Source organism: Gammaproteobacteria bacterium (genome assembly GCA_040183005.1).
Classification (GTDB): domain Bacteria; phylum Pseudomonadota; class Gammaproteobacteria.
The window spans coordinates 687,747-708,247 of sequence record JAMPIW010000007.1; the positions used below are offsets into that span (position 1 = coordinate 687,747).

The window sequence follows — 20,501 nt, forward strand, 5'->3', positions numbered from 1 at the left end:
GGATCGTAAAGCTCATTTATGTTTTGCTTTCTGGTTAAGCAATTGCGCTTGCCCTGTTTGGGTGAGGCGATATTTCTGAAGGCGGCTATTGGGCTTGTCTGGGATGGTGAGTTCGATCATCGCTTCAAACAAGAGATCGCGCATGGTTTTATTCAATTGACCAGATACTTCTTTTTGTCCCAGTTTAGCTGAAATATCTTTTTTTGCCATTTCTCCATCAGCTAATAATACAAGCACACGTTCCACTAACGACTCTGGCTGTGACTGTCCAAGCAGATTATTACTCCACCACGCTGTGAAAACGACGCCATCACACCGCCAGCGAATTCCTTAATCCCAGATTGTCCATTTGGCGAAATAGCGCGTACAACGTCGTTCGTGGTGAGCTGGTCGAACCATGAACGGCCCTTCGACAGGCTCAGTGCGAACGGTTTTGGGGCTAATGGGCAATCTGGGTTAATTTCAATTTCAATTTCTGGGTAGTCGCGCAGTCTCCTCACTCTTTGCCTGATAACACTCACCGCCAGCGCCCTGCTTATGACTTTTGTCTGGCTTCTGCGCGCATTCAAGATTCCTCTCGAACCGCTATCGCTCGTAATGCTTGCGCATTGTTCTGAAAGGGTGGGCGGTGTCCTGTCCACACAGCTTGTGTGGTGTGTGCCTCGCGTCATGACTTGTACGTGTAGCGGTAGACATAACCCTTGTACCCATAACGGTAGCGCTGACGCGTGGTGTCCAGGTCGTTGAACACGAAGCCCTTGACCTGCACACCGGCCTGATTGAGGCGTTTGACTGCCTGTTCCAGCTCACGAATGGGGTGCATGCCGGCGCGTGCCACCAGCAGGGTTGCGCCGGTCAGCCTGCCTATGATGGCGGCATCGGATACCGCCAGTATGGGCGGGGCATCGACGATGACGATGTCGTGCAGCTCGCTTATGCGCTGCAGCAGTTCCTCGAAGCGCGGGTGCATGAGCAACTCGGAGGGGTTGGGCGGCATCTGACCGGTGGTGATTAACGTGAGGCCTGGCACCTGGGTGGGCTTAAGGATGTCATTGAGACTAACACTGCCGCTGACGAATTCCGATACGCCGGACTCGCGCTTCATGCCGAACTCGCGATGGAGATGGCCCTTGCGCAGGTCGGCGTCGATGATGGCTACCTTCTTGCCGGACTGTGCCATCACCGCACCCAGATTCTTGGAGATGAAACTTTTGCCAACACCTTGTCTGGAGCCGGTGATGAGTATCGAGCCCTTGGCCGCGTCCAGCAGGGCGAAGTGGATAGTGGCACGCAGGCTGCGCAGGCTTTCTATTGCGTCGTCGTCCGGGTAGTCCACTGCCAGCATTTCACCCTTGCCCTTGCCGGGTTTTAACGTGCGCGACAGGGCGATTTCCGTTTTGCTGTGCGGGACAGACGCGTAAACCGGCAGGCTCAGTTGTTGTTCGATTTTTTCCGGGTCTTCCACCACTACGCGCAAGGAGCGCAACAGCCAGATGATGACAATACTGGCCAGCAAACCCAGCAACAGGGAGATACCCATGATGAGCGGCCCCTTGGGTTCCACCGGATGGCTGCTAACCACGGCCTGATCGATGATGCGAGCGTCGCCTACTGTGCCGGCCTTGGAAACACGTAGCTGCTGGGCGGTATTGAGCAGTTCGGTGTAGAGGCGGTTAGAGACTTCCACGTCCCGTTTCAGACGCACGACAGCCTGTTGGGTATCGGGTAGCCGGGACACGGTGGCGTTGAGCAGGCTCCGCTTGGACTTGAGCCGCTCCAGCATGGAATCCGTGGCCTGGATGCGGGGGTGGTCGGGGGTGAAGTTCTGGCGCAGCAGGTCCCGCTCTTGCTGCAGCTTCACCGTCTCTTTGTCCAGATCCACCAGCGAGGCCAGCACGCCCTGGGTCTCGATATCCAGGTCCACGGAACCCCGGCTCTGGCGATAGTTGTTATAGGCCGCCTCGGCCGCATCCGACTGTTTTTTTAGAATGGGCAGTTGGGTCTCCAGGAATTTGAGGGTGTTTGCCGCCTCGGCGGAGCGATATTCCACGTTTTGGCGGACATAGGCGTTGATGATGTCGTTCAATATCACGGCGGTCTGGGTGGCATCGGCGCCTTTGAGGGTGGCCTCGATGATACCGGATAGCTTGACGCGTTCGTTCACAGCGAAATTGGCACGTAGCCGGTTAATAGCATCCTCTTGCGAGACTCTGGTGAGGATGAAGTGGGTGCCCGGCCGGGCTTTGAGCTGGGAGATGTACAAGGACATGTCCTTGCCTACGGCGGGTTCGCCCACCGCGCCTTGCAACAGGGGGGCATTGTGGTCATCGAGGAGCTGATAGCGGCCGTTGTCACCCGCCACCAGGGTAAGGCGCATGCCCAGCAGGGGGCGGGGCACCTCCAGACTCTCCACCTTGATGAGTTCACCGCCCCAGGCGTATTTTGGTTCGCCAAACAGTGGCTCGGCCAAGACAGGCCCATCATGCCACCGCGCCATGGCGGCGCCCATGACGGGCATGTGGGCGGGTGTGGCGACGATGTCCAGCTTGAGATTATCCACTACCCGGCCCAGGATCATGCGGGACTTGATGATTTCCAGTTGGGAACTGACGCTGGTGGAATCTTCCTCCATGAGGGGTTGCAGTTCCTTCAGAGCAGAGACACCTTTCTGCCCCTCTATCTGCAGCAGGGCGTCTGCCTGGTAGATGGGTGTGGAAATAAATAACCAGCCCGCACCCAGGATCACCGCCAGACCGGTGACGGCCAGCATCAACCATTTGTATTCCAGGGCCGTGGCGATCATCTCGCCCAGGCTGATTACGTCATCGCCTTCATCCATGGGCAGCTGCGGGGCTTGTGGACTTGTCGGGGTCTGGACCATGTGGGGCAGATCTGTGGGCATGAGCGGTGAGTAACCTATCCTGATTATGAGTTGAATTGTGGAGGGGTGGTTCGAAAACTCATCACGGCTGACTGCCCCCGAAGAGCGGGAATCTGATAAGGCCGGTGGTGTTCAGCAAGGTGGCGGTGGGCAGGACGTTGCTGATCACACGGTTCCAGCGGGCCACTTCCGCGGCATCCACATAAACGATGTCGCGCGGACGCAGGGGGAAGCGGTCGGCCAGCAGCAGGGCGTCGGGGGACTTGGAGTCCAGGTGGTAAAGTTCGGGGCTGTCGGTCTGGCCGCGCATGACGAAGATCCAGTGCGGGTTGGCACTGAACTGGTTGATGTAACCGGCTTCAGCCAGGGCCTCGGCCAGGGAGATGCGCTTTTTATTCATGAAGTAGGAGCCAGGCTTTTGCACCTCGCCCAAAACGAAGACCTTGTTGAACTGACGGTCTGGGACATTGACGATGTCGTTGGGCGCCAGCAGGACGTTCTGGCTGACGACGCCTTGCTCGTACAATGCCTGCAGGTCCACTCGCCAGGTAATGCCGGCGCGAGTGAGGAGCATTTGGCTATGATCCGCATCCTTGGTGAATCCGCCGGCACGATTGACTGCTTCCAATATGGTCATGGGAATGTCGTCGATCGATTGCTGGCCGGGCTTATTGATCTCGCCCACCACGTAAACCCGCTTGCTGCGGTAGGAGATGATGCGCACATCGACCTGCGGCTTCTCGATGGTCTTGGCGAGCAACTGAACCAGGATGACGCTCACCTCGCGCGCGGTCTTGCCGGCCACTTGGAAGACGCCGGCATAGGGATAGAAGATGGTGCCGTTTTCGGCCACCAAGTTGCCGGACGCTTCGGGGGTGCGGAAGGAGCCGGCGGGGATGGTGAGTTCGGGGTGATCCCAGACGGTGATACTGAGGATGTCTCCAGGGCCAATTTTGTAGTCGGCCACAATATCTCGGGCAACCTTGTCCGTATTTTTGTTCTCGGCCTGTTCGATTTCAGTCTGCGTCTGGCTGGCGCTGGCGGCCCTGATCGCCTTCTCCTGTTCGATGATCAATTCGGCGGTGATGGGCTTGACCTTGACGTTGGCTGGAACCGTCTCGATGTCCTGTTTCACCGGCAGTTTGACTGCAGACTGCTCGCGCATACCGTAGGTATTGGTACCGGGAATGACGCTACAAGCGGCCAATCCGCCCATCAGCATGGACATTAGGATGAAACGGAAAATGCTGGCAATTCTCTCCGGCCATTTCAGGATGGTTGCAGGCAGTTGAATGAATACTGTCATATTGAGGTTACAATCGCCGTTTTTAAGATACATTAGAATGCTTGTTACTTTGGGCAAAAGCGCAAGGGATTTTACTATGAATAAAATCCTTTCGTGAATCGGTCTTAACCGTGCGCGCTCATGAATCACAACTTAGTCCTGTGTCTCCAGCTTCCTGACCCAGGGATCAAGGCTGGCCTCGATAAGCCGCATGGCATTGGAGTGGGCCTCGCCTCCACGACGGTAGGGATCGGGGATTTCCTGACCGGTCCAGTGCCCCAGCAGGAAGGTCTTGCCACGGGCGGTGGGGTCCATCTCCACCACCGCATCCCGGTGATGCTTCTCCATGACCAGGATGAGTTCGGCCCAGCACGACAGCTCGGGCGTCAGTTGCCTGGCCCGGTGGGGGGTGAGATCCAACCCTTTGGCCTGCATCAAGGCCGAGGTAGTTTCTTCCGCAGGATGGTTAACCAAGGCAGCGATGCCTGCCGAACGGATTTCCACGCCACGCCCCATCTGGCTAAGGTGCTGTCGCAGCAGATACTCAGCCATGGGGCTGCGGCAAATGTTCCCGGTGCAGATGATGAGAATTTTATTAAACACGTCAGTTCACCTACACATAGCGGCAGACTCATTCACCCGTGTCGGCCGAACGATGTGGCCGAAAAACTGCTCCTGCGCTTTCGGCAACCCCCCTCGCTTCGCTCTCCCCATCCATGGCGGTCGGATGACGTAGCCAACGCCGTAATCGGAAAATTTACGCTGGTTCGCCACTAGGGTTAACCTCGGATTTTTTTTCTGTTGGGTAGATCAGTGTCTTGGCTTGCTGATAGCGGCGATCAATATTCGGGCTGTCGCCGTCAGGCGATGTACGGCGGTGCATGAGCTGGCGTACCTGGACTCCAGGCTGTCCTACCAAGCGCTTTTTGAGTGCGCCTATCAGACGTTTGACTTCACCCAAAGAAATATCATCATCGCTAAGGCGCATTTCCAGAACAGCATACACGCTACGCCCACCACGGGTCTCATGATCTATTTCGTGCAGGCTCAGATGATAGTCGTGGCTATTACCCAGTTCCTTGGTCAGGGTATTCAGGAAGGTTTGCGCCTCCGTTCGCTGGACATAGCCAATGAAGATACCTTGGGCCTGCGCCGAGGGTAGCCCCAGGCGGGCGTTCAATCTGCACAGGGCGGGCACGAGCCGCCAGGGGCGGGCGATGACGTAGCCATAGGTGGCGAAAGAAAACAGGTAGAGAGCGAACATCAGGTAATCCGGCACGCCCAGCAGCAGACCTGCTATGCCAATCATTCCAAATGCGAGCTGGATGATGGCGATGATGTGCACAGTGTCGGACACTCTGAAGCCGGCACGTAAGAAAAGATGGTGCAAATGGTCCCGGTCGGCATGGAAGGGGGACTTACCCAACCAGACGCGGCGCAGCATCACCCCCATGGTATCCATGAGCGGCAGGGCGAATAGCCACAAGGCGGTGACGGGGGGCATGGCCCTGTCTGGCCCCTGGGACAGATCAATGAAAATCCAGGCGAACATAAAGCCTAGCAGCATGCTGCCGTTATTGCCCAAGAAGACACGCGCCCGGCTATTGGTGGGATAGCGCAGGTTATAATAAAGAAAGCCCGCCACGCCACCCATAAGGGCAATGATCAAAGTGAGATGGCTGCCTTGGTCGCCCAAATAGGCGACCAAGGCAGCGAGCGCCAGGCTGACCAGGGACACTGCGCCGGACAGGCCGTCGATTCCATCGATCATGTTGAGGGCGTTGATAACGCCGATGGTGGCGAAGACCGTGAATGGGACGGACAGCAGACCCAGATTTAGGTACAGACCGGGCAGGAGCTCGCCCAAGTCACTGAGTACGACTCCGCCCAGAAAGACCATGAACAGGGCGGCTACAGCTTGTGCGAAAAACCGCACCTTGAAATTAAGATTCCAGATGTCATCGGCCAAACCGGTCAAAAAGATCACCACCGCTCCCAGGGCGATGGTCCGCATTTGACCGAGGGAGGTGGAAGGAAAGCGCAAATAGAGCGCCACCAGATAGAGCGAGACAATCAACACGGTCATGATGATGCCCGCCCCACCTACAAATGGCGTGCTGGTGCCGTGCTGTTTGTGCCCGCCTGGATGATCCATGATACCGAAACGGCCCGCCAGCGCGATGCTTATTCGAATCGTAAGGCCAGAAACCAGCAGACACATACAAAAAAACACGACAAAAGACACAAAAACCTCCATGTTTTTTTGATTAACACCAAAACCCCGCCAAACGGTGGAGCCGTTATTCCGGGATCTACCCTTGTGAACAACCCTGGAATAAGCTACTGAGTATTGGTAGGGGGGCAATCAAGATTTTTTAGACCATTATTTCGGCCCAACGCCAGCCACACCCTTTGGAAGCGTAAATTAATTACTTGGACAAAATTTTCGCCGAGCATAGACTTGAAAGATGGACTCAGACGCACGGTGAGTGAAATTACGCCATTCCACATTTATTTATGATTACTTATGGTAAGGGTGCGGCTAGGTATCGCTCGCCAACGCTCCGGATCGTTACGGCGCCCGCATGCAGCTAAGGATCCGTCCATAAATAACTTGAACAGTTTGTGGACAATAAAGGCCAACAACACGGCGAACGGAACTACTCAGTTGCCGTAAACTGTTCATGTTAATTGTGGACAGGTGTACTAAGTCACCAGTAGTGGCCGGCGACGACTGGCAAGCAGACCAGCGAGACCAGCCCCAAACAGCCACAGAATGCCCGGCAGCGGCACCTGGTAGTTGCCGGTGTAGGACTGATCCAAGGGGAATGCAGTAGTGTGATAACCAGAGGGAGTGGCGGAAAAGCCATACCTATAGTCGGTAATGCCATTGTATGTAACCTTCACCACCTCGCTAGCCTGCTTACCGGAAGGTAACGGGATGCCGCTGATAGCCGTAAGAAATGGGCTAGCATCCAGCAGACCGGCAAGTCCGATGTACACGCTGCTACTATCGCCGTAGACGTAGGAGATGTTGGGGTCGCTGACCAACTGCCAAGGCTTGTGGCCGCCTACATTCAGGTTGTAGAAATTGGTGAGCGCAGTAGCAAACTGCACCGCATTCAGAGGGGCACCAAAGGCCGCCATGGCTGCATCCTGGATATATTGCGTCGCCAGGGCATTGCCGCCGACTGTCCAGTCACTCAGCACTAGGCTGCTCAGGACGATGGGGTTGCCAGCGATGTCGCCGCTCAGGGTCGTGACTGGACCACCGAACTTGCTCAGCTCGACGTTGCCGGTGGGGTCGGCGGCATTGCCGGTCAGAGCAGTGGCGATGCTTGCAGGAGTGGAGGAAACAGGCGCTAGAGTGTTAGGTGCAACAACCCCCCAGACGATGTGTGTACCGGTCACTATGGGGTTGGTTAATGGCACAGCCCAAGCGCCCACGGATGCGGACATCGCCAAAGCGATAAGAGCCAGCTTGGTCGTACTACGAAATATATTCATGATCACCCTCCCTATTGGTAAATTACGCTCCGTTATGAAGCTTTTTAAACCACACCATTAATAGCACAATATTGCGCTCTTATGCAACACTGTTGGCGCGCACCCAGGATAAATTTGTTCTCAGAAATTTGCCAGAAAAAACAACGATAGAGGTTTTTAACGAAGCGCGTCCAATCAAATGGTTATGTCGAGAGCAAATTTACCGTGGGCGCGCGCCGTTGATGGCGGCACCGGCGCGGTTTATGTGCTGCTCAAGCGAAGGCCTTCTTGAGGAATGGATGTTTCCTAAATCAGCGGCAGCACATGCTCCAGCATTGTGCGTACTTTATCCATGCCGGTTTTCACAGTGGCTTCGATTTCTTCCATTTTAATGATATCCCCCTCGCCTCCCCGCCCGGCCGCCCAGTTGACGACGACAGCGCAGGTCGCGTAGTGCAGATCAAGCTCGCGTGCTAGAGCAGCCTCGGGCATGCCCGTCATGCCTACCATTGCGCAACCGTCGCGCTCCATGCGGTTGATCTCGGCAATAGTCTCAAGACGTGGGCCTTGGGTTACGCCATAGACACCGTCCGCACAAATATCGATTTTCCCGGACTTGCACCCCTGTATCAGAATGTTGCGCAACTCTTCGCTATAGGGATAGGTGAAGTCGATATGGGTAACCTGGGTGAGTCCGTCTTCAAAGAAGGTGTTTTTGCGCGACCAGGTGTAATCAATGATCTGGTCGGGAACCGCCAGACAGCCCGGCAGCATATCGTTACGGATGCCGCCGACCGCCGCAATGGCGATCACTTTTTTGACGCCGGCATGCTGCAACGCCCACATATTGGCGCGGTAGTTGATTTTGTGAGGCGGGATGGTATGGCCGTAGCCATGCCGGGCGAGAAACATCACTTCCTTGCCAAACAATACGCCGTGGGTTAATGGGCCTGAGGCCTCGCCGTAGGGCGTGTGGACAACCTCACGCCGGATGATTTCCAGGGATTTGAGGGATGTTAATCCCGTGCCGCCGATGATCGCCAATTCAGTCATGGGTATACGTTTACCAGTTTAAGAGTTATCACCAGATACAGCGTAAATACCTGGGGCATTACGAAAATAGCCCTTGTAATCCATGCCATACCCAAATACATAGCGGTCTTCCACATCAAGCCCTTTAAAAGTGGCCTGCAGGCCATTCTTGCGATCATGCAATTTTTCTACCAGCACGGCGGAATAAACCTCGCGCGCACCGGCGGCTTTGCAGAAGTCGATGATGGCGGCCAGCGTTACACCCTCGTCGAGAATGTCGTCAATTAAAAGTACGACGCGATCTTCCAACGAGCAGGAAGGTTTGACGACCCAGTGCAGTACGCCGCCCTGGGTGGCGCCACGATAGCGCGAGGCATGGATGTAATCGATCTGCAAAGGGAAATCCAGGCGCGGCAGCAACCCGCCAGCCGGGATCAACCCGCCTATCATTACGCACAATGCCAGTGGATTGCTGTCCTCTAATTTTGCGGTGATATCCGCAGCCATGCGATCAAGCGCGGCGTCCACGTCCTCGCGTGACCAAAGCAGATCAGCCTTGGCGTAGATCGCCTGCGCTTCTTGTAGAGTATTCGACATTATTAAAATTAAACCCCTGTTGTTGTGACGGCGCATTATATCAATCAAATGAGCGCGCAATCCGTTCCTATTCGATTACGCTGCTATTCGGCGTTGCAGGCAGCCTCGGCAACGCCTGCTTCGGGAATTCGCCGGTCAAGCTGTTGAGAAAGGCAGCGATGTCTTTCACTTGCTGATCAGTAAGATCCTTGTTCAATTGCGTCTTGCCCATCACGCGCACCGCCTCTTCCAGCGTTTTGACCGCACCGTTGTGAAAATAGGGGGCAGTCACCGCGACATTACGCAGGCCTGGCACGCGCCACATGCGCCGGTCTGTTTCGATACCGGTAATATTGTAGCGGCCTATATCATCCGCGAGTTGATAGCGCTTTTCATATTCCGTGCCTGGATAATTGGGAAACAGTTCATAAAAGCCTTCACCCATCTGGAACGCCAATCCCGGTACCGGACCTGCAAGATTCACCCAAAAATGGCAGGAGACACACTGCACTTTCTGAAATTCTTCAAGGCCACGTTTGGCGTCTGCGGAAAGAGCCTTTTTATCGCCGCGCAGGTAATGATCATAGGCGCTGTTTGGGGTTACCAAAGTGCGTTCGTAAGTGGAAATCGCCTTGGCGATGTTGTCATAGCTGACCGGTTCCTTACCGCCAAATACCTTGGAAAACTGGCTGCGATAACCGGGGATAGCGGCGATGCGCGCCACGACCGCCTGCTCATCCGGCATCCCCATTTCGGTGGGGCTCAACAAGTGGCTTTTGACCTGCTCTTCCAGGCTGCGCGCGCGGCCATCCCGGTACAGCACAGTGCTGAACGCCGCATTCCAGACTGTAGGTGCCGAACGCGTACCAACCTTGCCGTTCACACCTACGGAAACCGCGCGCCCATCATCACCGCCCGCCATCACATTGTGACAGGAGTTGCAGGAGTGTGTGCCAGTAACCGACAAACGCGTATCGAAATACAGCTGCTTGCCCAACGCCACCTTGGCGGGGGTCATGGGGTTATCCTGCGGGATGGGTGGTTGTTTTGGCAAGGGCTGCAAGGCATTAAAAGTGCCGGCCTGTGCGGACATGCCAACCAACATCATCAATCCGCCACCAGCCATCGCCGACAGCGCACGACGTACTACTTTCATGGATACTCCTCTAGGTTTTATGGACGCAATTCTAATAGCTTGCAGGCGGCGGCAAACACATCATGATATTGCCGCAGTTTGTCGTATGTCAGCAGAAACACCCCATGCCCGCCGCGCTCAAACTCCAGCCACATGAATGGCACATCTGGGTAGTGCTGCGCCAGGGCTGTTTCAGCATTGCCAACTTCGACAATCAGGATGCCACCAGGCGCCAGGTAATCAATCGCATCGCGCAGCAGGCGCACCACGATATCCAACCCCTCCTCGCCTGCCACCAGGGCCAGCTCCGGCTCATGATGGTACTCCTCCGGCAAGGCGGCCATTTCATGAACAGCGGCATAAGGGGGATTGCTGATAATTACCTCATATTTCCGGCCGGCCAGGGCGCTGAATAGGTCGGATTCGACGGCGTGGACACGCTCTTCCATGCCGTGACGCTCAATATTGATATTGGCAACTTCCAAGGCATCCAGGGATACGTCCACGGCATCCACCTCAGCCTCCGGAAAGGCGTGCGCGCAGGCGATGGCGATGCAGCCGCTGCCGGTACACAGGTCGAGAATACGTTCCACATGCCCATGCTCCAGCCAGGGAGAAAATCGCGATTCAATCAACTCTGAAGTAGGCGAACGGGGTATAAGCACGCGCTCGTCGACATAAAAACCCAGACCGGCAAACCAGGCCTCATGGGTAAGATACGGCGCAGGAAGACGCTCGTTGATGCGCCGCCGCAGCAGACCGACAATGGCACGCCTCTCCGCCATAGTGAGGTTGGATTGCATCAGCTCGGCGGGCAAACCGTGCGGCAGATGCAGGGCGTGCAACACCAGGAAAAGGGCTTCGTCTACGGCATTGTCCGTGCCATGCCCAAAAAATACGCCGGCCTCATTGAAAATGCTTGTCCCCCAGCGCACAAAATCCCGCAGGGTATGAAGTTGTTCGATTGCGTCGTGATCCGAATCCATTAAAGATAACACCCGTCGTTCAGTGAGTGCGCATGATACCTGATTCGCAGGCTGTTGAAAAACAACCTGCGCGGGATAAGGGCGTTCTGAAAAGGCGGTGGGCGGCCTTTTCCAGCATCCTTTTAACGCCGCCCTTGGCACCCACGGTATACTATTGGGGTATACCTAAAGAGTCACGCCAAGAACGGATGCCATTATAACTATAATGCTAAAACACATATTGATCATGCTGCTGATGACTCTCATCAGCTATGCAAGCGTAGTCCGTGCGGCAGAAACCGTAGTGGTTAAAATCGACGGCGTGGAGGGCGCCGTTCTTGAGAATGTACGCAAATTCCTGGGCATCGAACAGCAGAAGAACGATCCCGAACTTTTCGAGGCACGCATACGCCGCCTGCATCGTAATGCCACTGCCGAAATCAAACAGGCGCTGGAGCCCTTCGGCTATTATGACTCGCAGGTCCGTTCCGAGCTTGCGCAGCAGACTGGCGGCTGGCTGGCAACCTATCACATCGTCCCAGGAGCGCCGGCACATGTGGAGAACATTGACATTCAATTGCTGGGCGAGGGTACGAAGGACGAAGAATTCCAGAGGCTCATCGCAGACTTCCCTCTCCACAAGGGCGACGTCCTCGAACATGCTAAATATGAGGCGGGCAAGCGCGCCCTCCAGGCGCTCGCCGCCGAGCGCGGCTATCTGAATGCACAACTATCAAGGCATGAGGTATATGTCCAACCTGATCAACACTCGGCTAATGTGACCCTTCATTTTGACACTGGACCGCGTTACCGCTTCGGCAAGGTGAGCTTTATTCAGCCAGCCGGCCATGAAAAAACCCATTTAGACCCGGAATTCCTCGCGCGCTTTGTCCCCTTTGAACAGGGCGAACCGTTTTCCACAAGCCGCCTGTTTACCCTGCAAAACATACTCAGTGACAGCGACTACTTCAACAGCGTGGACGCCAAGGCGCGCCGCGATCTTATCGAGAATCGTGAAATCCCTGTGGAAATCATGCTGGAACCTCGCAACAAACACCGTTATACCGCCGGTCTTGGTTATGGTACGGATACAGGGGTGCGCGGAAGTCTAGCTTGGGAAAACCGCCATATCAACGACCAGGGGCATCGCCTTAGAACCGAGCTTAGGCTCTCTGAAATTAAAAACAGTTTCATCGCCCGCTATCGCATCCCCACCCGCAACCCACGCACCGACCGCATTGAGCTCACTGCTGGCTGGCTGGAGAACAATCCTCAAACCAGCCGGAGTCAGATCGCTGTGCTCGGAGCCAGCCACACGCTGCTCAGGGGCAGCGGCTGGCTTGAAACGATATACATTAATTATCAGGCCGAAACATTTACTGTGGGTAGCGATAGCGGCCATAGCAAGCTGTTGTTGCCGGGTATCAGTTGGTCACGCGTCGATGCCGACAACCGTATTTACACGCGGCACGGCACGCGCCTGTCAATCGACATCAGAGGAACTCATCCGTTATTGGGTTCGGATATCCAGTTATTGCAAATGCGGCTGCAAGGCAAGCTGATTCGCCCTCTCGGAGAAAATGGCCGTGTCATCTTGCGCGGTGATGCGGGTCTCAGCCGCGTCGGCGAGTTTGCCAAGCTGCCCGCATCGTTGCGCTTCTTCAGCGGCGGCGACCAAAGCGTACGCGGTTATGGCTACAACACCCTGGGACCACGGGATGCGGCCAGCAATCGGGTCATCGGTGGCGAACAATTGCTGGTCGGCAGTACCGAATATGAATATTCGTGGACAGACAAATGGAGCAGCGCTGTCTTTTTCGATATCGGAAACGCCCTGGATAACTGGACGGAAAAACTCAAACAAGGCGCGGGCGTGGGTGTGCGCTGGAAAACCCCCATCGGCCTGATACGCTTTGATCTGGCCTGGGCAGTGAGCGAACCAAACAACCCCATGAAATTTCATCTTGTGATCGGCCCCGATCTATGAGCGATACTGAAAATTCTGGCGTGGATTCTGCTTCTGAGCCCAAGCGGCGCAAATTGCCGTGGATTTTATTGCTGGCGCTGATACTCATTACCCTTGCCGGCACGGCGGCTTTCGTGGCCACCACCGAAACCGGGTTAAAATGGATGTTTGATTTGGCTGCGCGCACCATGCCTGGCGAATTACGGGTGGAACGCCTCCAGGGACGGCTGATTGATTCCGTCACCGCGCATGGGTTGCGCTACAAAACCAAAGATGCCCGTACCACCGTAGCCATTGATGACATCAAGTTGGAGATACGGCCTGTTGCCTTGCTCTATGAACAACTGCATATCACCAGATTGAATATCACAGGATTAAATTATACCCAACTAAAAAGCCCTGAGCCGCTGAAAAAACTGCCCGATATCCGGCTGCCACTTGGCATAAAGCTAGACAAGGCCATCATCAACAAAATCATAGTCAATCTGCCGGACAGGGGGTTCTCCTACCCCATCGAGAACATTACCCTGGCCGGCAGATTCCGCTTCCAGCGCCTGCATATCGACAATCTCGACATGCGATCTCCCCTCCTTCATGCCACCCTGCGCGGCACAGTAAAACCGCAGGGTGATTACCCTCTGAATGCACGTATCCTGTGGACGACTACACCGAAGGGATACAGCACCTTCTCGGGAGAAACCACCTTCAAAGGAGAGCTCCTCGATGAAATCGGCGCCACAACGGATATCGTCGCCCCCTTCAAAGCAGCGCTGCACGGTAAAGTCACAGGCCTGCTCGCGGAAACGCGGTGGCAGGCCAGCCTTGAGTTGGATGGATTAAGCACGCGCAACATCAACGCACGCTGGCCGCAACTGGATGTTACCGGAAAGCTCCGTGCCGACGGCGACCTCAGCCATGCGAACGTGCAAAGCGCGCTGCAGATCAAACAAAAGCAATACGCTGTAAATACACATCTTCAGGCACGCTATGAAGATAAAAAAATACAGATCCGCGAACTAACGCTAGCCCTGCCGGACCACACCGCCCGCATCACCGCCCAAGGCATCGTCACCGGCGAACTGATCAAAGACCCACGGCTTCGCCTGACAGGAACATGGCGCTCGCTCGCCTGGCCGCTCCTTGGAGAAGCGGTTATCAGTAGTGAACGGGGGAGTTTCAAACTTTCCGGCGGTCTTGACAAATATATGCTGGAATTTGACGCGGCGCTGGCAGGCAAGAATATCCCAACAGGGCGTTGGATCGCGGCTGGAGAGGGCAGCCGCACCAGTCTCAACCTGGCTGACATACACGGAGATATCCTTGACGGCAAGGTCACAGGGCGTGGAGCGCTTGCTTGGCAACCACAGCTTGCATGGAACCTTGACATCACCGGCAACGATCTGAATCCCGGGCAGCAGTGGCCACAATGGCCGGGACAACTTTCATTAGAGGCGGGGATCAGCGGCATACAGGCGGACGGACAACACGTTACTACACTTGACCTCCGCCAGCTCAATGGACAACTACGTGACATCCCGCTGGACGGTTCAGCGTTCTTGATCGTAAGCAAGGATGGCTATGAATTGCCACATCTTAATGTCTCTTCCGGCTCAGCAAACCTCGCGGCTTCAGGCCGGCTGGACGAGAAATGGGATCTTCGGTGGAAGCTGGATGTTCAGGATCTTGGAAGAGCTCTCGCCGCACAAGGCATAACAAGCAGCGGTACGGCGCATGCCAGCGGCAGCCTATCCGGGCCACTGCAGACGCCGCGCATCATTGCCGTTCTCAATGGTAAAGATTTGGCATTTAATGAATATCGCGCCACCGACCTGCATCTAAGCACGGATGTAGACATGCAGGATCAACTGCCTTCGCAGCTTAATCTGCGCGCCACTGGGTTGCGCATCGGCACTCAAGCTATCGACTCTGTCACCATCGATGGCAGTGGCCTGGCTACGCGACACGAATTAAATGCAACACTAAACATGCCGCGAGAATCGCTGGTGCTGCACGCCCAGGGTGGTCTCACTCCCGGAGGGCACGTTGAAAAAATGGGCGAACAGAGCATCGCCTGGAAGGGTATGCTCACCCGTGCCGATGCCACGTCTCAAGCCTTTGGACGTTGGAGCCTGGCCGCCCCCGGCCCACTTGCAGTTGCCAAAGACAACGCACAGCTTGGCCCATGGTGCTGGAAACAGACTGCGTCCCAAGTATGCTTCGATGCCAACCAGCAAATCAATAGTGGCTGGCAAGGCAATGCACAGGGCAAAAACCTGCCCATGATCTGGTTCAAGCCTCTGCTCCCGCCAAATGCCGCTCTGTCCGGCGCCTTCGATGCCTCCCTTTCAGGACATTACAGTCCCGCCGGCGATGCACATGGATGTGCGAGTGCCGCAGGCACAGGATGCGCAGGAGCGGCCCTGCTGACTGGCGAGGGAAAATTCATCCCCACCCCTGGAAGCATCGTTTACCCGCTCGGCCCGGATCAAGAGCTCGTCATTGCCTATACCGACGGCAGTGTGGAAGCTAGCCTGGGGCCGGACACATTGAACACACGGGCCAGATTAAGGCTGCTCGACAGGGGCACCGCAGAGGGCACGCTCGCCCTGCCCCGCTCAGGCTTGCCTGCGGCACTCAAGAATACCGCATCCTCCGTATCCCAGCTCACTGGACAAGTGAACGCGGAAATCCACCAGCTTGATTTGCTGCCCGATCTGCTGCCAGGCGTAGAAAATACCCAAGGCAAGGTCAGCATCGCGCTTGCCTTGGCCGGCACGATGGATAAGCCACGCTTCACAGGAGAAGCAAAACTCGAACAAGGTACTGCCTTGGTGCCACGCTTCGGTCTGCGCTTGCGCGACATCCAGATGCTCATCACCGGCAATGACGAAAGCAGCCTCACGCTCAAAGGGCAAGCCCGCTCCGGTGATGGAATAGTGTATCTGGCCGGACAGGCACAAGCCGATGCGCAACGAAAGTGGGGAGCAAATTTGACAGTCAAAGGTGAGCGTTTTGAAGCAGCCAGAACGCCGGAGATCAGGGCAAATGTCACCCCCGATCTCACCGTCAAGATCTCGCAGCACAAAATTGATGTCAATGGCAACCTGCTCATCCCGGAAGCCAGCATCGAGCCGCGCGACCTAAGCGCCGCTGTTCGGCCCTCGGAAGATGTCATCGTCGAAAAGGCGGGCGAAGCGGAAATCCGCGCCAGCCGCTGGGAAATCAGCAGCCTGATCGGCCTCAAGCTCGGCGACCAGGTGAAGTTCAAGGGATTCGGCCTCAGCGGACGCTTCACCGGTGATATCGCCCTGATAGACATGCCGGGACAGCTCACTACCGCCTTGGGTGAGATACGTATCGAAGACGGTGGAGAATACAGCGCCTTTAATCAAAAATTCGCCGTAAAAAAGGGAGGACGTCTACTGTTTGCCGGCGGCCCCATCAACAATCCTGGGCTGGATGCACGTGCCATACGCCAGATTCCCCAGATTGGCGTATCCACCCCTATCATAGTCGGGCTCAACGTGCGCGGCACATTGCAAAGCCCGGTTTTATCCGCATTTTCCGAACCGGCCATGCCAGAAGCCGACGCCCTATCCTATCTATTATTGGGCCGTCCCATGAGTCAAGCCTCCGCTGCTGAGGGTCAACAGCTATCAAACGCAGCACTGGGACTAGGATTGGCTGGCGGTGAAGTGCTTGCCCAGAAGATCGGCAAGGCCTTCGGCATCGAAGAGGTACGCATGGAGACAAGAGTCGCCCCCATCACCGGCGCAACCATACTTCCAGGCGCGCTCCCAAGCGCCGTGACAGGAACCGCTCCAGGCACCGCGTCAGCAACAGCAAACGCCGCTCTCGTCCTTGGCAAATATCTAACGCCCAGGCTTTATATAAGCTATGGCGTAGGTGTAGTTGATAGACTCCAAACCCTACGCCTGCGCTATCAACTCAGCCGCCGCTGGACACTTGAGGCAGAAGGCAGCGGCCTGCAAAGCGGCGCCGATCTACTCTACAATCTTGAGAGAAAGTAAAAGAAGTTGGTCACGGGCTCACCTCTTGCTCTCGCACAGATCACTGCGAGCGGAATTCCCGCACAAGGCTCTTGCCTTGGAAGAGTGACGTGGCAATCTGGCCGGGCAGGGTTTTTTTCGTTCGAGATGGGGTTATGTGCATCGGTTTAGAATGCGCCCGGATGCAACCGGACAGTATTCGTGATGCTGTCACACCCCCTGATCGCTTTCTCATCGGTGTACGGCGAGGCTGTCCCGTTGCTCAGGCCGCCTGCTGATATTTGGATATCTACCGCAGGACGACGGTTATCGGCTGAGTCGTGGTAGCTATTGAAGACGAACCGATGGATGACATTACCTTGTCAGTCATGGTGGGCAGTCGCCGGTTGTTAGTGGGGTGGCTATTTAAGTGAAATATTGCAGAGTGCGCTCCATGCACTCTGCAATAAAATAATTTTCGTTTTTAATACAAATTGGCATTATTGGCCTTCTTGCGCTACTTTGCAGGCCGCATCCGAATCCCAGCGGCCAGAGCACATGCGCCACCGGCAGAACTCCCCCTCAAAAAAACCTAGCTGCTTGCAGCGCTGCAGTAGACTTTCCGTCGAATCGTTTGGTTTACGTTCCACGAAATCGCGGTTGTGCTCCCTTGTTTTTGCAATGGTTGTCGATACGGGCTGCTGATTGTTTTTAGCGCTTTTTTTCGGACTTTCCGGCGCGCGGACAGGTTGTTCGGTGGCGTGAGCTACCAATGCTTCCAGCAGAGCGACGTCGCGGTCTGCCGTTTGCCCCTTCGTGGCGACAGCACCCTGCTTTTCAGTGCTTATGGCGGGGCTGCTTTTGTTGCTGGAATCAGGGTGGCGAGCGGCGGGCACAGTAGCTGCCGCATGGGCTTGTGTGTGGGTGCCGGTGATGGATTTGGGTGAAGAAGCCGAATTTTTCTGGATGCTGTTTAACCCAGCTTGCGGCAGTTTACTGCTGATATCAGGCCCCCTCCCCGTCTCTTGCGAATTAACTGCAAGAGACGGGTTAGCTGATCTGGCTGCGATGCCGGGGACGCCTGCGCCCGAAAGATTTTTTGCTATCGCAACTGGCTCATTGACAATGAGCGCCGCCAAGCCTTCTGGCTCAGCCTCGGGTGCGGGAACAGATATAACAGGTATTGAGTCGGTTTTTTTGGCAATCAAATCGGTGTGCGGGCTGTCTGCCTGCAGTGGCGTGCGCTGTACTGGTGACGCTGCATTATTTTGGTATACGATAATTGCCGCGCCAACACCGAGGATGGTTAATAATCCAACAATGAGGTTAGTCACGGCAGATCGACGACTAATCGGTTTTTTTGGCGCAAAAAAACCTTTGTCGTCCTGCTCAAGTCCCGCCAAGATTCTGCTGTTTGCAGTTACAGCATCGTCAGAGCCGGATAAAAGACTAGGTTTTTTGACGACTTGCTGACTTTCTTCAGATCTTTGCAAAATTCAAGACCCCATCGCGACAAAAAATGCCATCAAATTATGATTGCTAACACACTAAATATTCAATTATTATAATGGGCTGTTTGAAAATAAACAATTGGCGAATAAGTTGCTGTTTTTATAGCAGCATCAACTTAAAAGGCTCTCCGTGCTTTTTTTATTCGTAGCGCTGTATTTTCTGCTGGCTTGTTTTATCGCGTGGCTTATTTTTTTTCCTGCTGGTCGAGAAACCGCAACAAAAGTCGCGTCTAAAGCCTGGTCACGAACCGAAGGCTATTATCGCCGACTAAAGTCAAGTAAAAATAAAAGATTATATTTATTGAAATCCTCCGCCAACGCTTTCGCATTAAGCGCTGGACAGGTAATAAAACATCATTACTTGCTATTTTTGGCGGGCGCGGCAATTATCTGCTTGCCTCCATTATTCGCCTGGCTGATCAGCGGCAGGAGCATGCTGGACGGTTTTGATGTTTCGACGCGCGATGTCAACGTGCAGGTTGCTGATCTGCTCAAGGGTGAGCTGCTTGTGCCGCCGATGCCATTGCCGCCGGCCGTTTTCACAACACAAGAAGTCATGCAGGCGCGTCCGATGTTGGTCGGCGCCAGTCGAAATTGGCAACTGCTTAATCATGACTTTATGCAGCGCTTATTATTGATTTTCAAGATAATGAAGCAAAAACACGGCTATGATATGACGATTCTTGAAGGTTATCGTAGCCCCGAGCGACAAAACATGCTGGCCAGCATGGGTGAGAATGTGACCAACGCCGCTGCTTTTCAAAGCTATCATCAATACGGCTTGGCCGCCGATTGTGCATTTTTGCGCGATGGGAAACTGGTGATCTCAGAGAAGGATCCTTGGGCAATGCAGGGTTACAAGCTTTATGGCGAGGTCGCAGAGTCGGTCGGAATGCATTGGGGCGGGCGCTGGAAAATGATGGATTTTGGCCATTTGGAATTACGCTCTCCTGGCGTTCATTTAAAATAGAATTTTACTTTAGCCAACAAAACAGGAAAATAAAATGGCTCGCGCACTGATCAGGCTGGGTGATTCAACCTCACACGGCGGCACCGTCATTGAAGCATCAGGGATGTCAGGCAGCGGCAATATGGGTATTTCCCGTGTCGGTGATAAAGTCACATGCCCCATCCCAGGACACGGCACGAATCCGATCGTTAGCGGCGATCCGACGTTTATCGTGGATGGGCAGCCTGTTGCACGCGAAGGCGATCAAACTGCCTGTGGCGCCACGCTTATGCCCAGCCAGTTTGTCACAACGGCGTCGAATGAGTCGGCTCAGGCGGTGGCTGCACGCCCAGCCGGCCGAGCTTTCAACGCATCGGCGGCGGGGGCATCAGCAGTGATTCCGGCGGTACTCGCTGCCGCGACGACGCCACCCAGCCTGCCCCAATGGAGCGGTGACAGCGCTCAGTGGTCGCAGGATAAGAAACTGCAAAGCATGAACCCGACGTTGCGGCCCAAGGTTCAGGCCGTACTGGCGGCTCTGACACAACGCGGCTTTCAACCGAAGATAGTCTATGGCTGGCGATCCGTTGCCGTCCAATTGCAGCTATTCCAGCAGGGTAACAGCAAAGTGAAGTTCAGCTTTCACAACGCCCAAAAGCCCGACGGAACGCCGAATGCCTATGCCGCAGACATTATCGACAGCCGCTACGCCTGGACCCCGCAGGC

Annotated in this window: 14 protein-coding genes and 1 pseudogene; 4 read left to right on the forward strand and 11 right to left on the reverse strand. The window is 55.3% G+C overall.

All coding sequences use genetic code 11. From position 1 onward, the window contains the following. Window positions 1–12 precede the first annotated feature (12 nt). From M3A44_09135 to prmB, 10 genes are all read right to left on the reverse strand, one after another. Window positions 13–246, reverse strand: coding sequence for an ATP-dependent DNA helicase (locus M3A44_09135; protein MEQ6341797.1), 234 nt, complete (start codon window positions 244–246; stop codon window positions 13–15). 421 nt (window positions 247–667) lie between these two features. Next, complete coding sequence (locus M3A44_09140) at window positions 668–2,902, reverse strand: polysaccharide biosynthesis tyrosine autokinase (protein ID MEQ6341798.1); 2,235 nt, start codon at window positions 2,900–2,902, stop codon at window positions 668–670. Between the two features lie 61 nt (window positions 2,903–2,963). Beyond that, on the reverse strand, window positions 2,964–4,316 hold the full coding sequence (locus M3A44_09145; protein ID MEQ6341799.1) for a polysaccharide export protein: 1,353 nt from the start codon (window positions 4,314–4,316) through the stop codon (window positions 2,964–2,966). A gap of 3 nt (window positions 4,317–4,319) precedes the next feature. After that, window positions 4,320–4,769 (reverse strand): low molecular weight phosphotyrosine protein phosphatase, encoded by a 450-nt coding sequence (locus tag M3A44_09150; GenBank protein ID MEQ6341800.1) that lies wholly within the window; start codon window positions 4,767–4,769, stop codon window positions 4,320–4,322. 154 nt (window positions 4,770–4,923) lie between these two features. Continuing rightward, a complete protein-coding gene (locus M3A44_09155) occupies window positions 4,924–6,387 on the reverse strand; it encodes an undecaprenyl/decaprenyl-phosphate alpha-N-acetylglucosaminyl 1-phosphate transferase (GenBank protein ID MEQ6341801.1) in 1,464 nt (487 codons plus the stop codon). A 485-nt stretch (window positions 6,388–6,872) separates the two neighbouring features. Beyond that, entirely contained in the window at window positions 6,873–7,673 is an 801-nt protein-coding gene (locus tag M3A44_09160) for an NF038130 family PEP-CTERM protein (GenBank protein MEQ6341802.1), read from the reverse strand. Window positions 7,674–7,958: 285 nt separating this feature from the next. Then, complete coding sequence (locus tag M3A44_09165; GenBank protein MEQ6341803.1) at window positions 7,959–8,705, reverse strand: S-methyl-5'-thioinosine phosphorylase; 747 nt, start codon at window positions 8,703–8,705, stop codon at window positions 7,959–7,961. A gap of 18 nt (window positions 8,706–8,723) precedes the next feature. After that, on the reverse strand, window positions 8,724–9,281 hold the full coding sequence (locus M3A44_09170) for a hypoxanthine-guanine phosphoribosyltransferase (protein MEQ6341804.1): 558 nt from the start codon (window positions 9,279–9,281) through the stop codon (window positions 8,724–8,726). Between the two features lie 67 nt (window positions 9,282–9,348). Beyond that, window positions 9,349–10,416, reverse strand: a complete 1,068-nt coding sequence (locus M3A44_09175; protein MEQ6341805.1) for a c-type cytochrome — start codon at window positions 10,414–10,416, stop codon at window positions 9,349–9,351. Between the two features lie 17 nt (window positions 10,417–10,433). Further along, the gene (prmB, locus tag M3A44_09180; GenBank protein ID MEQ6341806.1) at window positions 10,434–11,381 is read right to left on the reverse strand and encodes a 50S ribosomal protein L3 N(5)-glutamine methyltransferase; all 948 of its coding nucleotides are present in this window, start codon (window positions 11,379–11,381) and stop codon (window positions 10,434–10,436) included. Between the two features lie 205 nt (window positions 11,382–11,586). On the opposite strand from prmB, the gene M3A44_09185 reads away from it, so the two are divergent. Next, window positions 11,587–13,347, forward strand: coding sequence for an autotransporter assembly complex protein TamA (locus tag M3A44_09185; protein ID MEQ6341807.1), 1,761 nt, complete (start codon window positions 11,587–11,589; stop codon window positions 13,345–13,347). Continuing rightward, window positions 13,344–17,357, forward strand: coding sequence for a translocation/assembly module TamB domain-containing protein (locus M3A44_09190; GenBank protein ID MEQ6341808.1), 4,014 nt, complete (start codon window positions 13,344–13,346; stop codon window positions 17,355–17,357). The genes M3A44_09185 and M3A44_09190 overlap by 4 nt, the downstream gene beginning before the upstream one ends. A 458-nt stretch (window positions 17,358–17,815) precedes the next feature. Here the strand turns inward: M3A44_09190 and M3A44_09195 are convergent, their stop codons facing one another. Then, window positions 17,816–18,808 (reverse strand): hypothetical protein, encoded by a 993-nt coding sequence (locus M3A44_09195; protein MEQ6341809.1) that lies wholly within the window; start codon window positions 18,806–18,808, stop codon window positions 17,816–17,818. A 148-nt stretch (window positions 18,809–18,956) separates the two neighbouring features. Between M3A44_09195 and M3A44_09200 the strand changes: the two genes are divergently transcribed. Together M3A44_09200 and M3A44_09205 are read left to right on the forward strand one after the other, a co-directional pair. Continuing rightward, entirely contained in the window at window positions 18,957–19,796 is an 840-nt protein-coding gene (locus tag M3A44_09200) for a M15 family metallopeptidase (GenBank protein MEQ6341810.1), read from the forward strand. Between the two features lie 34 nt (window positions 19,797–19,830). Next, window positions 19,831–20,076 (forward strand): annotated as a pseudogene (locus M3A44_09205) (PAAR domain-containing protein). Window positions 20,077–20,501 lie beyond the last annotated feature (425 nt).

Bases quoted from the DNA above. Each gene is read 5' to 3' on its own strand.
- M3A44_09160 (MEQ6341802.1), bottom strand. From the start codon at position 7,673: ATGAATATATTTCGTAGTACGACCAAGCTGGCTCTTATCGCTTTGGCG.
- M3A44_09175 (MEQ6341805.1), bottom strand. From the start codon at position 10,416: ATGAAAGTAGTACGTCGTGCGCTGTCGGCGATGGCTGGTGGCGGATTG.
- M3A44_09170 (MEQ6341804.1), bottom strand. From the start codon at position 9,281: ATGTCGAATACTCTACAAGAAGCGCAGGCGATCTACGCCAAGGCTGAT.
- M3A44_09140 (MEQ6341798.1), bottom strand. From the start codon at position 2,902: ATGCCCACAGATCTGCCCCACATGGTCCAGACCCCGACAAGTCCACAA.
- M3A44_09155 (MEQ6341801.1), bottom strand. From the start codon at position 6,387: ATGTGTCTGCTGGTTTCTGGCCTTACGATTCGAATAAGCATCGCGCTG.
- M3A44_09165 (MEQ6341803.1), bottom strand. From the start codon at position 8,705: ATGACTGAATTGGCGATCATCGGCGGCACGGGATTAACATCCCTCAAA.
- M3A44_09190 (MEQ6341808.1), top strand. From the start codon at position 13,344: ATGAGCGATACTGAAAATTCTGGCGTGGATTCTGCTTCTGAGCCCAAG.
- prmB (MEQ6341806.1), bottom strand. From the start codon at position 11,381: ATGGATTCGGATCACGACGCAATCGAACAACTTCATACCCTGCGGGAT.
- M3A44_09185 (MEQ6341807.1), top strand. From the start codon at position 11,587: ATGCTAAAACACATATTGATCATGCTGCTGATGACTCTCATCAGCTAT.